Below are 14,589 nucleotides of genomic sequence, written 5' to 3' on the forward strand. Positions count from 1 at the left end.
TAAAGCGCTTGCAACATCGATAAAGGGGGAATACGCAGTGAGCGGTATTAAGGGTAAAAAGCTTCGAACCGCCCTATTGCTAGGGTTGGTTGTAACGCTGGGGGGTACGGCTGTGGCTTGCTCCGGCACGAAGGGCAACGAGGCGGCGGGCGAACAGACGGGATCGCCGGCACCTAGCGCAGCGAAGCTGGATATCAGCTGGGCCGGCGCGAATGCCAGAGGCAAGGTGGAAGACAACAACTATGTGCAGCAGAAGCTGGAGAGCAAGTTCAACATCAAGCTGACCAACAAGAAGGTCGATCTGAACAACCCCCAGCAGGTCAGTCTGATGCTCGCTTCCGGCGAGCTGCCGGAGGCGACATTCTTCTCCGGCAATGACGCGCTCAAGCTATTCACGGACGGCGAGACGCGCACGATTCCGAAGGCTATGATTCTGAAATATGCGCCGAACTACGCCAAGATGCTGGACGACAATCCGCCGGGCTGGAAGATGGGGCTGGCTCCGAACAAGACGGACGAGTATGTATCCCTTGCCGGTATTTCGGGTTCGGTCGAGGGCCAACTATGGGGCAACGTGTACCGCCTGGATTGGCTGGAGAAGCTGGGCTTCAAGCCGAAGGGCAATCCTCAGCCAGTAGGGACTTCGGGCGGTCGCGAGCGGGTGTTCTTCACGAAGGAGGCGTTCACCCTCGAGGAAGAGGCCAAAATATTCGACGCTATGGTTAATCAAGATCCAGACGGCAACGGCAAAAAAGACACCTATGCCTTCACGCCGTATAACGATACGCTGCTCTGGTGGGGAGCGAATTATCTCGGCGCCTACGGTCTTGGAGCCGATCTGAATTTGGAGGAGAACGGGAAGGTTACCAACTTCAATATTTCTCCTCGGTACAAGGATTTTCTGAATAAAATGGCGGAGTGGTACAAGCTCGGCTACATCGATCCCGAATTCGTCACCTTGAACCGCGTCAAAGGCTGGGAGAAGTTTTCCACGGGCAAAATCGGCAGCGCCCAGTCCCAATACAACGCGGCGGCGCTCATGACCGGCGTGTTCATGCAGCGGCCTCCGGGCAACCTGGTGGCGAAGGACCCGAACGTGAAAATTCTCATTACGCCTCCGCAGATCGGACCGAATGGTAAACAGGGTGCGCCTGCCTACCGTCCCGTGTCGCTATTAGGCGGCTATGACTTCGTAATCCGCAAGGATGTGTCCGACGAGAAGCTCAGTCGTATCCTGCAAGTATTCGACTACATCAACTTTGACAAGGAAGGGCTCATCATGAGCTCGTTCGGAGAAGTCGGCACCCACTTCAATTGGGAGGGTGAGCCGTACAAATCGGCCGCCTTGCCGATCAACAACTCAAACGCGGATGACAAATTCGGCTTGCGCTATTACAATCACGCCATTACAACCCGCGAGATGATGACGTATACGACGCCGCAGGACGTCATGAAGCTGGTGAACGACTACTTCTTCAATAAGAACGAAGGCATGAAGCTGATGATTCAGCCATACAAGTTCGATCTGTTCAAACAAACGAAGTACAACGAGCTGTTGGCGAAAAACGGAGAGAAGCTGAATACGATCGCGAACGAGTATTTGTTCAAGGCGATCGTCGGAGAGGTTAAAGTGGACGATACATGGAATGCGTACGTGGACAACTGGCGCAAAAACGGCGGCGACGAGCTGCTCGCTGAGCTGGAGAAGTCGCCGAAATCCATCGATCTGATGAGCAGTAAATAGAGAGACCTGGGCAGGGGAAGGGCCGTTTGAACGAGAGGCGCTTCCCCATCCCATCTACGAGGTGGCCGTCATGGAGAGATCGGAAACAACCGCAACAACCCGCCTTTCAACCTGGAGACAGGTCAAGCGTATGAAGCTGCTGTACTTGCTCCTTCTGCTGCCTGTGGTACAGCTGTTTATTTTTCAATATATCCCGATGTACGGCGTGTTGATCGCGTTCAAGGATTTTAAGGTAGCCAGAGGCATCTGGGACAGTCCATGGAACAATTTCGAGCATTTCCGCACCTTGTTCAGCGATTTCATCTTTCTCCGCGCGTTGCGCAATACGTTGATCATATCCGGGCTCAAGCTCGTGTTCGGCTTCTTAGCGCCCATTGTGTTCGCTTTGCTGTTGAACGAAATTCGCCATGTCCGCTTCAAAAAAATAACGCAGAGCATCTCCTATTTGCCCCACTTCATGTCGTGGGTTATTGCGGCAAGCATGCTCGTCGAGATCGTCTCCCCGCAGCGAGGCATCGTCAACTATGTCATCACACTGTTCGGCGGTGATCCGGTGCATTTTCTCGCCAGCAAGACGTATTTCGTACCGATGCTGATCATAAGTGACATCTGGAAAGAGATGGGCTGGGCGGCCATTATTTATATTGCCTCGATGGCTTCGATCTCGCCCGAGCTGTATGAGGCAAGCGACGTGGACGGGGCGAACCGGCTGCAAAAAATGGTGCATATTACGATTCCCGCGATTATGCCGGTCGTCGTTATTTTATTCCTGCTCCGGCTCGGCAACATTCTGGAGGGCGGTTTCGATCAAATTCTGAATTTGTACAATCCGCTTGTTTATGAGGTCGGGGATATCATCGATACGTACGTATACCGGGTGGGGCTGGTCGAATACAAATTCGATTACTCCGCTGCCGTCGGGCTGTTCAAAAATGTGGTGGGCGTCGTGCTGCTCGTAACGGCTAATCTGTTCGTACGCAAAGTCAGCGACCATGGAGCATGGTAAGGAGGTGGCAACGCAGATGACAATTAATAGAAATCGCCGCCGCGGCCGTCCCCTTGGCGATCGGCTGTTCTCGATCGGCAACGGAGCTTTCATGGTGATCCTGGCGCTGTCGATCCTGTATCCGTTCTGGCAGACGCTCATCCTGTCCTTGTCCGGTCCGCAATCGGCCATGTCTCTCGGAGTCCATCTTTGGGCGCAAGAGTGGAGCTTGGATGCTTACCGATTTTTGTTCTCCTACGAGGATATTTATGGCGCTTATATCAATACGATTGTGCGGACGCTAGTGGGAACCGTCGTCATTGTCATGTTCACGGTGGCCGCGGCCTACCCGTTGTCCAAGCGCGAGCTGCCGTACCGCAATACTTTGACGATCTTTTTCCTCATCCCTATGTTTTTCTCGGGCGGGCTCATTCCGACCTACTTGCTCATTCGCCAGATCGGGCTGATCGATCATTTCCTTGTGCTTATTTTACCGGGGGCGGTCAGCATCTTCAGCGTCATCATCATGCGGAACTTCTTTATGACGATCGACAAAGCTTTCGAGGAATCGGCCTTCATCGACGGTGCGAATTACTTGACGCTGCTGATACGCATCATCCTGCCGATCTCGGTGCCGGTGCTCGCCACGATAGCCTTATGGGCGGCGGTATCGCATTGGAACGCCTGGTTCGATGCGATGATCTACATCCGCGACCGCGACAAGACGGTTATCCAACTGATTCTGCGCGAGATGCTGACCGCCGTCAATCAACAGGCTTCGGATGTAGCCTCATTCGGCGCCAGCCATGCGGAGTTGACCTTGAATAATGTAAGAGCCGCCATCGTGCTCATCTCGATCGGACCGATCGTGCTCGTGTATCCGTATATTCAGAAATATTTTGTCAAAGGCATAACGCTTGGGTCGTTGAAAGGATAATGGCCGAGAATGCGAACTGTTGAAAAAGGGAGCGATTGATCATGACGCAACTATCTCGCGAGCGGACTTCATTCCGCGTCGAGCGGCAACGGAACGCCTATGTCTCCGCAGGGCTGTTCCCGCTTGCCGCGACGACGGCCGCCTGCCCGCATCCGTCCGATTCGGGACGTACCCGCTGGGTGCAGCTGATGAATTTGTTCGAAGGCTCGGACCGGGGAACCGGCGTGTTATGCCGCATTTCCGACGACAAGGGGAATACATGGCGTGAAACCGGGATCTATGACCGGGCTTACAGGCTGAACCGGGATGCGCACGAGAAAATGTTGAAGCTGCAAAACGGGATCGTGTACGACGAGCGTGCCGGGGTGCTTGTTCGATTCGGCACCGAGTATGTGTGGAGGGAAGGGGACTTGCAGACGATCTTGTCTTCGATCCTGAGCAAACGACGCATTTATTACAGTATCTCCTTCGACGGCGGGGAAACGTGGACGGACAGCCGCTACATGTTCCAGCATGGCGGCGATTACGATCGCGACCGGATGTTCCCCGGCGTTACGTTCGGTCGGAACATGATCATGCCTTCGAATCCGATCGTTGTTCGAGGAGCAGGCAGCCGTCAAGGGAACCTTGCCGTCGGCGTGCAGATTCAGATGCTGGATGAAGAAGGGATGCTATTCAATCCGACTGTGATGGGCTTTTTCCATTCCGGCTGTCTGTTCGGCGCCTGGAATGCGGAGCTCTTGCGCTATGAGTGGACGATAGGAGAGGAAACGGTGCAGGTGCCGGTTACAGAGTCGACGCGCGGGATTTACGAACCGGCCTTGTGCGAATGCGACGACGGTCGGATCATCATGATCCTGCGGGGCAGCAATACGAAGGCGCGCGAGCAAATCCCCGGCACCAAATGGATCAGCGTCTCGGACGATCAAGGGGCGACGTGGAGCAAACCCGAACGATTGCATTACGACGATGTCAGCCTGATGTACTCTTCTTCCACTTTTCCGAGTTTGGTACGGGATCAAGCGGGCGTTTTCTACTTTGTGGGCATGGTGAACGAGGACAACCCGGACGGCAATTTGCCGAGGTATCCGTTATGCATCGCGCAATTGGACACCGACACCTTGACCATTGTGAAAGAAAGCGTGACGCCGATCGTGACCAAGCAGCCGCAGCAGGACGAGGCAAACGGCAAATATCCGGTCGATTTCTCCAATCAAGCGGTGCTATGGGACGAGGAGGACGGCAAGCTGATCGCCTTTGTCCCCTATCAGCCGGATTTGAACTGTTACGAGGGCATTTTGCTGCAAGTGGAAGTACAAGTGCTTAAGCAACAATAGAACATCCTAAGGGGAGCAATTGGAAATGGAGCGCAAACCGTTTGACTTACAGCCAAGTCGTGTATTGCAGAAGCTGAAGGCTGGTGGTGTCGCTTATGCGACCAAGCTGAACTTGGCGGATCCGCGAGTTGTGGAAATCGCCTGTATGGTGTCCGGAGTGGACTGCATCTGGTTGGATATGGAGCATGTCGCGAACGATTGGTCGATGATCGAAAAGCAAATTTTGGCAGCCAAAGCTTATGATGTCGATGTGATGGTCCGTGTGGCGAGAGGCTCGTACAGCGAGCTGGTCAAGCCGCTCGAGCTGGATGCCACGTGCATCCTTGTGCCGCATGTCATGAGCGCGGACGATGCCCGTCAAGTGGCGCACTTCTCGAAATTTCATCCGATAGGGCGCAGGCCCATGGATGGAGGGAACGCCGACGGCCGGTACGCGAATCTGGCGTTGCCGGAGTATATGCGGCAGGCGAACGAGCAGCGGTTCAATGTGCTGCAGATCGAGGACCCGGAGCCGCTGGAGGAGCTGGAGACGATTATCGCTCTTCCCGGCGTAGACGGCGTTTTCTTCGGACCGGGGGACTTCAGCCAGGGCATCGGCGCTCCAGGCGAATGGGACCATCCGTTAATTACGGAAACCCGGAAGCGAATTGCGGACTTGGCGGTCAAACACGGTAAAATCGCCGCGACGATAGGCAGCCTCGGCAATGTGGAGGAGCTCGTCGCCATGGGATACCGCTTTATCAGCCTCGGTGCGGATGTGATCGGGCTGAGCGAGTATTACAACCATCTCTTCAATGAGCTGTCCGGCAAGCAGGAGCGTTTGAACATGAGCTTGTACGGGGAAAAGGCTTAGCGCATCCTTCACAATTTTGCTATGATGGTCATGAGAAAACGCATATTGAAGGAGTTGATCTCATGACCATTCATTTCGCCATCGTAGGTTGCCGGCACAGCCATATCGGCATGTTCATCAACGAGATGCTCGCGCTCGGGCACCGTTGCGTCGGCCTTTACGATCCCGACGACACGAGCCTGGCGGAGCAGCTCGCCGCCAAACACGGGCTGCCGCTCATGAAGGACCGCGATGCGTTCCTCGATCCGGCGCTGCAAGTGCAGGTGATCGGCTCGGCTTCGATCAACTGCGACAAGATGGAGCTTGTCGAGTGGGCCGAACGCCACGGCATCCACGTCATGTTCGACAAGCCGGCCGTCACCGACCGAGAGCAGTTGAGCCGCCTGGAGGCAGTCATCCGCCGCGGTCGCATCCAAGTCGGCATGCTGCTGACGGAGCGGTTCCGGCCGGCGGTCTACACGCTGCAGCAGGCGATCGCCGCCGGACAGCTCGGCCGGCTCGTCAGCGTCTCGATGCGCAAGCCGCATCGGCTGAACCCGGCTTCCCGCGCCGACTGGTTTTTCGAGAAGCGGCGCAATGGCGGCGTCATTGTCGACCTGCTCATCCACGACTTCGACCTGCTGCTCTGGCTGACCGGCCAGCAGGCGGTATCTGTGCAGGCGGTCATGACGAAGAACGAGCTGCCGGAGTACCCCGACTTCTGGGATGCGGCATCCGCCCAGGTCATCATGAACGAGGGGCTCATCGCCCAGCTGTACGCGGATTGGCATACGCCGGACAAAAGCTGGACTTGGGGCGACTGCCGCGTGTTCGTCAACGGCACGGAAGGCTTCGCCGAGCTGCGGCTGACCGGCGATCCGCTCGTCTCCGACCGCGAGGAGCTGCTGCTCGCCGTGAACGATCGCGATCCGCTGCATCTCGCGGAACTCGCGGAGCCGCCTTGCTCGCTGACGGAGGATTTCTTGCGCCGCATCGAGGGGCAGCCGGCGGTGCTGACGCACGAGCATATTCTCGCGGCCAGCGCGCTTACGATCGATGCGGATGAAGGCGCGGTGCTCGTTAATCGTTTTGGTGTACCTGAAGCCTAAGCCTTAGCCAAAGCCGAAGCCGAAGCCGGCCGATAAACTGAGAGATTTCGCCGAAAAACTGAACGGTCTCCTCGCCGAGAGGGCGGTATAATGGCATCAATGTACCGCCACTAGGGAGAGGATGGGAAGATCGATGAGTTTGACACATGCGGAGCTGCTGAAGCTGAAGCGTTGGAATACGCCGACGATCTATAACGGCTGGGAGGCCATCACGAAGCACGACATTACGCAAGGCTTCAACCTGGAGGAGACGCGGGATTATATGCCGCATATGGGGCCGATGGTCGGCTATGCCGTCACGGTTCAATTTGAGCCGAGCAACCCGAACCACCCGAAGCAAAGCCCGCAAGCCTGGAGCGAATATCGCGCATATGTGGCCAGCGTGCCGGGGCCGAAAATCGTCGTCGTCCAGGACTTGGACAAGCCGCGCGTCATCGGGGCGTTCTGGGGCGAGGTCAACAGCAACATTCACCGGGCGCTCGGCTGCGTAGGGACGATTACGGACGGCGCTATCCGCGATACGGACGAGATGTGCAATGCCGGCTTCAAGGCGCTGGCCCGCCGCACTTGCGTAGGGCATGCTTACAGCACGCCGGTGCGTTGGGGCATCGAAGTCGAAGTGTTCGGCTGCAAGGTGAAGCCCGGCCAGCTGATCCATGCCGACAAACACGGGTTCCTCGTCATCCCTCAGGAGGATGAAGCGCGTCTGCTCGAGGCGTCGGTATACATGGACGGCAATGAATGCAGCACGGTCATCCCTGCCGCTCGAGGGGCTGCAGGCAAGTCTTACGAAGAGCTGCTCGCCGGTATCGATGCGGCCGGCCGGCAGTTCGGCGTCAACATGAAGCAAAAATTCGGTTCCACCGGAGAATGGTAGGAGGCTGGACCGGATGATCATCGGGGATTTGAGCAAATGGGAGCGGGAAAAGGCGGCGTATGCTGCAGCGCGGAGGGCGGTGCGGCGACGAAACGGATCGTGATTAAGATCCATAAGGATCTGTTGTTGGAAGCCTAGAATCGTGTTTACGATAATCCCTTGGGGAAAGTCCTTTGTTCTTGGTGAAAATGCGCGCAAAGCTCGAATAGGAGCCGAAGCCGGACTCCTCCGCCACTTGGGCGACCGGCAGCTCCGTCGTCCGGAGCAGGGAGCAGGCGTGCCTCAGCCGAAGCTCATGCACCAGGTCGGTGAAGTGGATGCCGTACGAGGCGACGAATTTTTCGCTAAGCGTAGAAGGGTGGAGCCGGAACCGCTCGGCCAGCCCGGTAAGCGTCAGCGGCTCGAGATAATGATCATAGACGTATCGGACGACCGGCCAGATGGAGCGGGTCGCCGGAGCAGGGACGGGTTCGTTCGCAGCCGCGAGGGAGCTCGTCCCTACCGTCGTTCTGGCGGCTGTCGGCGGTCTGTGCTCCTGCCGATCCGACAGGCTGCGGCCAAAGCGGGTGAGCGCCAGCTGCAGCTGCGCGCGCAGCGTAACCGACCGGAAAGGCCGGTCGCCCTGCGCCTCATGCAGCATCGCCTCGAACAGTGCGCGCGTCACCGCCAGGTCGTCGCCGCCCAGCTGCACATAGGTCCGCGCATCGTTGCTCTCGCTCTCGCCGAGCAGCAGCTCCGGCAAGCTGGCTTCGTCGTCGCGGATCTCCATGATGAAGTCGATCGGAAAGTTGCAGATGAACAGATCGAGCGGCGCCTGCGGATCGGAGACGATGCGGTGCACCTGATACGGGAGCAGCAGCACCATCGTGCCCGGACGCATCGGATGCTCGGCGCCGTTGATCGTCTCGCGGCCCGAGCCGCCGGCGACGAGCGTCAGCTCGACGAAGTCGTGCCGATGCGCCGGCGTAGCGACCTGCAGCTTGCGTTTCATATGGAAGGCGAACCGGGCATCCCGGTTCGGGTATTCGAACAAATATTCAGGGTACATGCGGCTTCACCACCTCTACCTTCTCCTGCTACATTTTCAGCGCAGCACCTTGTGGGAACAGCAGGGTGCCGCTCCCGTTCACCTCGAACCGTTGTCGTACTGCCGAATCCGCAGAAACTCCGTGCGCAGCGAGTCGAGGAACATTCTTGTAGAGCTCTGCATGGGCATCCTCCGGTCATGGAGAAGGCGGTTCGGCCGCACTTCCCCTTTTCACTCCACATTATAAAGGGTTCGTTCCTCTTCATGCACTACATATTTGAGCCCGATGGGCTGTCTTCCCGTGGTATGATTAAGGTTAGATCCGATCGATGAAGGAGACCAACCGACTGATGACGCGCTATACGCAGCCGCCCAAACGATTGAAGAGCGAGCAGTTTATGCCGCACCGCACGGCTTTCAATGTGTTTTATCAAACGGTTCGCGAATTTTTCCCGCTGCATTGGCATGAGTTTTATGAGCTGTGCTTCGTGGTGCATGGGCGGGGCGTCAATTTGGTCAACGGAAGGAAAATCGAGCTGGAGCGCGGCAGCGTATTCCTGCTGACGCCTTCGGACTTTCATGAGCTGTTCCCGGTCGAAGGGGAAAGCATGGAGATGTTCAACGTGATCTTCTCGGCCGATATGATCGGCGAGGAGCTGAACGACCAGCTATTCGCGAGCAGCGACAGCGGTCTGGAGGCGCTGCGGTCGGCCGATTTCGAGCGGCTGCATCGGGAGTTCGCTTTTATTCAGGAGGAAGCTCGCGAGGGAGGGCTCGGTCATACGAGGCTGATTCGCGGGGCGCTGGAGCGTATCCTTGTGTTGTTGCTGCGCCAAAGCACTCGAGCGGGAGCTGGAAGTGGGTCCGCATTCGGACAAGTGAATTCCGAAGCGGTTGTCGGCGAGTCCCGCCATTACCCTGCCATTCGGAGGGCGCTGGTATACATCCATCACCATTTCCGCCAGGAGCTGAAGCTCCAAGAGGCCGCCAAACAAGCGCGGCTGGCGACCAACTATTTTAGCGAATGCTTCCGCAAGACGACCGGCGTCACGTTCCAGGACTACGTCAACGAGCTGCGGCTCCGCTTCGCGCATGACTTGCTACTGGCATCGGCCGTGCCGATTACAGAAGTGTGCTTCGCCTCCGGCTACAACACGCTATCGCATTTCGAACGCGTTTATAAGCGCAAATACGGCGTGTCTCCACAAGGGAGCCGGAAGCGGTAATTGGAGGTGGTGAGTGGAGACGGCTAAAAGCTAAATTTCCACTGGTGCATGCTCGACCAATTGAACTATAAAAATGGAGCCTTTGCCCAGCGAGGTATCGATGATAATGGTGCCGTGGTGGGTTTCTATGATTTCTTTTACGATTGAGAGCCCGAGACCCGTGCCCCCGATTTGTCTGCGGTCGGAATTGTCTACGCGGTAAAACCTCGTGAACAGCTTATCCAGCGCCTCCGGCGGAATGCCGAGCCCGTAATCCTGCACCTTAATCAGCACCGTGCCGTTGTCCGTCTCTACGTAAATGTCGACGCGAGTGGCGCCGGGCGAATACTTGATCGCGTTGCTGAGCAGGTTGTGAAACACTTGCTTCAGCTTGTCTTCGTCGCCCTTCACCCAGATCGGCGCCGCCTCGGCATGCAGCAGCGTCTCGTGATTGTCCTTGCCTTGCCATTGTTCGACGATTTCCCTAAGCAGGAGCACGGCGTCCAACGATTTGAAATGGAACTCCTGCCTTCCCGACGCCATCCGCTGCAAATCCAGAAAGTCGTTGATCAAATTGGACAACCGAGTCGCCTCTTTATAAATCGTGGCAATGTATCGGGTACGCCTGTCTTCGCCGACATCCCGTGCCGATAAGATTTCCACAAACCCCAGAATCGACGTCAAGGGCGTTCGGATCTCATGCGAGATGATGCTGACGAACTCGTTCTTCATCTCGTCTATTCGCTCTTCATCCGTTCTGTCGCGGAAGCTGAGCAGATGTCCCCTCAGTTCGCCGCTCGTTTCATCCGTAATCGGACTGGCGTAGCACTCATAATGACGGGTTTCCCTGCTGCTCGTTACGTAAGTGATCCTCTCACGAAATGTCGGCTTGTTCTGTGTCAAATAAAGCTCGATGAGGGCTGACAACGGTCCTGCCGCCCCTTTCATCCCCATACAATATTCGATAATCCGATCTCCCTCCGTAAGCGGTCTCCCGAAAAATTTTCCGAACCGCTGATTGGCGAACACCACACTCCCGCTCTGATCGCACATGACGATCGCTTCCTGGCTCGTTTGCAGCATTTGCCCGATGATGTCGTTCTGTTCGGCGATTTTGCGTTCCGCGAGCTGGCTCTCGGTCCACAATTCCTTGTACCTGCTCTCGCTCTCGGTTACTTGCCGATATAGCACGGTCATGCCGACGTACATTTTCGTAAACTCGTATATCATCCCGCCCAGCACGATGTTCGCGCAGACGAAGCTGTTCCACTTGGCCACGTACCAGCCGATGCTGAAGCGGCCGCCGCCGCAGAGCACGATCGTCACATCCAGCAGGGAGGCCAGCAGCGCCACGCATAGCCAGGAGTGAGTCACGGTGCTCCCGCGCGTGCGGATGAAAAACCAGATCAGCGCCGCGAGACTGATTCCGACGATCGGCCAGCCGAGACCGTACAGGAACAGCGGTGTAAGCTTGCCTTGATGGAGCAGCACGGGCAGCGAGTCATGCAAGGAAGTGGCGGCGAACGTTAGGCCGGCGATGAGAGCGGCTACGAAGAGGAGCGTCGACCGTTCCAGGAGTTTGGCTTGACGCTTGGTGAGCTGGACGTGTTTGTACTTTTTGTCGATGTAGGTGTACAACAGTATGGCTAGCGCGAAGCCGAGATGCCACGGCAAGTACAGCCACGGCGCGGTTTGGGTGCCGGCATGGAATAGCCCGGTGTCTGTGAAGATGCGCGGGAACGTCATCAAATACATCGAGGTCATCCCGGCTGAGAACAAGTAGCCCGCGAACAGCACGAGCACCGCCGGCGAGCGGGTGACGCGGAATTGACTGAGCAGCACATAGGCTGTCAAGAGCTCGAAGCAGATCACCGTAGAGAAAATGATGGGCTGGTACGCCTGCATCTCCGGCAGCTGCACGCGCGCGAACGGGATGGACAGGAGCGAGATGAAGCAGACGATGGCGCCGATCATGAACGCTAACCGGCGTTGGGAGCGATGGGTCTGCATGTTCAGCAAATGATGCACGTTGATCGCAGTGGGCTGCGGTACGCTCATGGGGTGGCTCCTCCTTGGACGTGGTGGTCGTATCGTTTTCGACGAGGGCTGTGCGGGTTCCTGCTCTGTGCTAGGCGCGGTGTTCCTCGTTGCGGTAGTGGCGGGGCGCAGCAGCTGCTGGGCGTGCTCGATTCCATTGTAGCAGGAATCCGGTGCGAAAACAGGAAGATTAGACCAAAAAACAAGAAGCCTTTCCATCGATTCGAAATGGCGGCCCCTTACAATAGAAGTAGTCGAGCCGGCTTTTTTGAGGAAAGGAGTGTTGTTCGTTCGCTTCGCCGACTTCTGGCCGAGACGAATCCGCTCGTCGACCATCCGACTTGCCGCTTGCTGCGGCTGATGCTGCAAGAGGAGGAAGACATGCTGCGCTGGGGCGAGCATGCGATCGCGGCTTTGCGTGGCAGGGTGAACGAATAGTAGTAACTTCATTCAAACATGGGGCCATGAAACATAATGATTATTACTGAATCATGAAAATGAAAATCATAAAAGCCGCCTCACAGCACCCTGCTGCGTGGCGGCTTTTTGGCAGCCTACAAAAATTTGCGCGCGTGTTTCTTGCCGTCGTAGGTGAACAGCACGCTCTTGTCTTCGACGACCGTCTCGAGATGGACGGTTTTGCCCCAGAGCCGCTGCACGTAAGGCAGCGTCTTCTCCAGGTACTTGAGATCGAGCTCGACGCCCTCGAACGAGTGCTTCAGGTACAGTTCGCCGATGTTGGCATGGTTGCCGTCCATTACGTGGAGCACGGGGAAACCGCCGTTGACGCGGGAATAAACGAGCTGGTCGCGGATGTTTTCCCAGGCTTTGTCCGTCACCTTCCACTCCTGCCCCTTCTTCTCGAACACGTACAGGTCCAGATCCTCCACGAGCTCCTTGGTCATGTAGTTGCGGACGAAGGAGGAGTCGGACTCGAATTCGCGCACCTCGAACATTTTTTCGCGGTCCCAGCGCTTCTCGATGTCCTCGAATATTTTGATGCCCAAATAGTAAGGGTTCAAGCTATGCCGGGAGGGCTGGACGACGCCGGAATTGAGCATGGCGTATTCGATCGTCTCCTCCGGCGTAAGGTCGAGCTCGCGCACGATGCGCTGATGCCAGTAGGACGCCCAGCCCTCGTTCATGATCTTCGTCTCGATCTGCGGCCAGAAATACAACATCTCGTCCCGCATCATCGTCAGGATGTCGCGCTGCCAGTCCTCGAGCACCGGCGAATGCTCCTCCAGGAAATATAGCAGGTCTTTCTCCGGATGGGGCGGGAACCGGCGGGCGGTTGCTTCTCTTGCTTTCACCTCAGCCTGCTCGGCATTGCGGTACTCTTCATCCAGACTCCACAGATCGTCGTAAGTCGTCTTCGGCATGCTGAGCGAAGCCGGACGTCCGGCGTTCGTTCCGGCTCCGTGTCCGAATGTAGCTCCCCCGCCAACCCGGCGTCCGTTCGGACCGTCCTTGCTAGTCGAGCCGACACCTCTCACCGTTTCCTTGGCGAACCGGCTTGCGCCGTATTCCCGATTGCTCGGCTTAATCAACGTAGGGTCTACATGCTCTTGAATCGCCAGAATCGCATCCAGGAATTGCTCGATGGCTTCCGTCCCATATTCCATCTCGTACTGGCTGATCCTTTCCGCCGTCGCGGACATGCTCTCCACCATATTGCGGTTCGTGTTGGAGAACCGAGCGTTGTTCTTGAAGAAATCACAGTGCGCCAGGACATGGGCGACGATCAGCTTGTTCTGGATCAGCGAGTTGCCGTCCAGCAGGAACGCGTAGCAAGGATTGGAGTTGATGACCAGCTCGTAAATTTTGCTCAAGCCGAGGTCGTACTGGGTTTTCATTTTATGAAACGTCTTGCCGAAGCTCCAGTGGCTGAACCGGGTCGGCATCCCGTAGGCTCCGAACGTATAGATGATGTCCGACGGGCAGATTTCGTAGCGCATCGGGTAAAAGTCGAGTCCGAAGCCTTTGGCGATTTCCGTAATTTCGTCGATGGACCGCTCTAGCTCTCTGATTTCGTCATTCGTCATGGGGACACCCGCCTCTATCGCAGTATAGTCGTCTACCTTCACTATATTCCGCGTTAGGCGTTTTGATGAGGGGAGGTAAGCTGCGCAGAGAGAGGGAGAGGCAGGACAAAAATGGTTAGCGAATGAGTTGCACAGGTACGGAAAGTTGTATGCCCACCCAAGCGGAGTCGGCGGTCAGGACCGGCAGCGACAGCTTTTCCGCAAGCGCCAGACAAGCCCGGTCTCCGAGCGACAGACCATGATTACGAGTGACGGGCCGCATAAGTCCGGTTAAAATAGCATCTTCTCGGTGAGCAGCTTCAACTCACCGTCCTCCAGCCGTAAAATCAACTCATCCCCCTCATGCAGCTGAAGCGCTTTGCGAATTTCCAAGGGAATTAAGATTCGACCCTCTTTGCTTAGTTTGACCTTCAGGTCATCCATGTACAAACCTCCTCGGCAATGACATTTCCAT

Annotated in this window: 13 protein-coding genes; 9 read left to right on the forward strand and 4 right to left on the reverse strand. The window is 56.7% G+C overall.

Annotated features, from left to right (window positions below; all coding sequences use genetic code 11):
• The first annotated feature begins 37 nt into the window (after positions 1-37).
• From PKO02S_RS05590 to PKO02S_RS05620, 7 genes are all read left to right on the forward strand, one after another.
• Positions 38-1,744, forward strand: a complete 1,707-nt coding sequence (locus PKO02S_RS05590; RefSeq protein ID WP_127580115.1) for a type 2 periplasmic-binding domain-containing protein — start codon at positions 38-40, stop codon at positions 1,742-1,744.
• Positions 1,745-1,814: 70 nt separating this feature from the next.
• A complete protein-coding gene (locus PKO02S_RS05595; RefSeq protein ID WP_127580116.1) occupies positions 1,815-2,750 on the forward strand; it encodes an ABC transporter permease in 936 nt (311 codons plus the stop codon).
• A 16-nt stretch (positions 2,751-2,766) separates the two neighbouring features.
• Positions 2,767-3,666 carry a carbohydrate ABC transporter permease gene (locus PKO02S_RS05600; RefSeq protein WP_127580117.1) on the forward strand — a complete coding sequence of 300 codons (900 nt, stop codon included), beginning with the start codon at positions 2,767-2,769 and terminating at the stop codon, positions 3,664-3,666.
• A gap of 41 nt (positions 3,667-3,707) precedes the next feature.
• Positions 3,708-5,003 carry a sialidase family protein gene (locus tag PKO02S_RS05605; protein ID WP_127580118.1) on the forward strand — a complete coding sequence of 432 codons (1,296 nt, stop codon included), beginning with the start codon at positions 3,708-3,710 and terminating at the stop codon, positions 5,001-5,003.
• 25 nt (positions 5,004-5,028) lie between these two features.
• Positions 5,029-5,856, forward strand: a complete 828-nt coding sequence (locus PKO02S_RS05610) for an HpcH/HpaI aldolase family protein (protein ID WP_127580119.1) — start codon at positions 5,029-5,031, stop codon at positions 5,854-5,856.
• A gap of 62 nt (positions 5,857-5,918) precedes the next feature.
• On the forward strand, positions 5,919-6,944 hold the full coding sequence (locus PKO02S_RS05615; RefSeq protein WP_127580120.1) for a Gfo/Idh/MocA family protein: 1,026 nt from the start codon (positions 5,919-5,921) through the stop codon (positions 6,942-6,944).
• A gap of 133 nt (positions 6,945-7,077) precedes the next feature.
• Positions 7,078-7,821 (forward strand): RraA family protein, encoded by a 744-nt coding sequence (locus PKO02S_RS05620; RefSeq protein WP_127580121.1) that lies wholly within the window; start codon positions 7,078-7,080, stop codon positions 7,819-7,821.
• 103 nt (positions 7,822-7,924) lie between these two features.
• Here the strand turns inward: PKO02S_RS05620 and PKO02S_RS05625 are convergent, their stop codons facing one another.
• The gene (locus tag PKO02S_RS05625; protein WP_127580122.1) at positions 7,925-8,869 is read right to left on the reverse strand and encodes an AraC family transcriptional regulator; all 945 of its coding nucleotides are present in this window, start codon (positions 8,867-8,869) and stop codon (positions 7,925-7,927) included.
• Between the two features lie 329 nt (positions 8,870-9,198).
• Between PKO02S_RS05625 and PKO02S_RS05630 the strand changes: the two genes are divergently transcribed.
• Positions 9,199-10,074 carry an AraC family transcriptional regulator gene (locus PKO02S_RS05630; RefSeq protein WP_164821313.1) on the forward strand — a complete coding sequence of 292 codons (876 nt, stop codon included), beginning with the start codon at positions 9,199-9,201 and terminating at the stop codon, positions 10,072-10,074.
• A 30-nt stretch (positions 10,075-10,104) separates the two neighbouring features.
• Here PKO02S_RS05630 and PKO02S_RS05635 read toward each other — a convergent pair whose 3' ends face one another.
• Positions 10,105-12,111 (reverse strand): MASE4 domain-containing protein, encoded by a 2,007-nt coding sequence (locus tag PKO02S_RS05635; RefSeq protein WP_164821314.1) that lies wholly within the window; start codon positions 12,109-12,111, stop codon positions 10,105-10,107.
• 207 nt (positions 12,112-12,318) lie between these two features.
• Here PKO02S_RS05635 and PKO02S_RS32240 point away from each other — a divergent pair, with 207 nt between their 5' ends.
• The gene (locus PKO02S_RS32240; protein WP_164821315.1) at positions 12,319-12,528 is read left to right on the forward strand and encodes a hypothetical protein; all 210 of its coding nucleotides are present in this window, start codon (positions 12,319-12,321) and stop codon (positions 12,526-12,528) included.
• Between the two features lie 116 nt (positions 12,529-12,644).
• Here the strand turns inward: PKO02S_RS32240 and PKO02S_RS05640 are convergent, their stop codons facing one another.
• Positions 12,645-14,135 (reverse strand): SpoVR family protein, encoded by a 1,491-nt coding sequence (locus PKO02S_RS05640; protein ID WP_127580125.1) that lies wholly within the window; start codon positions 14,133-14,135, stop codon positions 12,645-12,647.
• A gap of 270 nt (positions 14,136-14,405) precedes the next feature.
• Positions 14,406-14,558 (reverse strand): AbrB/MazE/SpoVT family DNA-binding domain-containing protein, encoded by a 153-nt coding sequence (locus PKO02S_RS05645; protein ID WP_127580126.1) that lies wholly within the window; start codon positions 14,556-14,558, stop codon positions 14,406-14,408.
• Positions 14,559-14,589: the final 31 nt, after the last annotated feature.

The sequence above is a fragment of the Paenibacillus koleovorans NBRC 103111 genome, from assembly GCF_004000845.1.
GTDB lineage: Bacteria > Bacillota > Bacilli > Paenibacillales > NBRC-103111 > Paenibacillus_AA > Paenibacillus_AA koleovorans.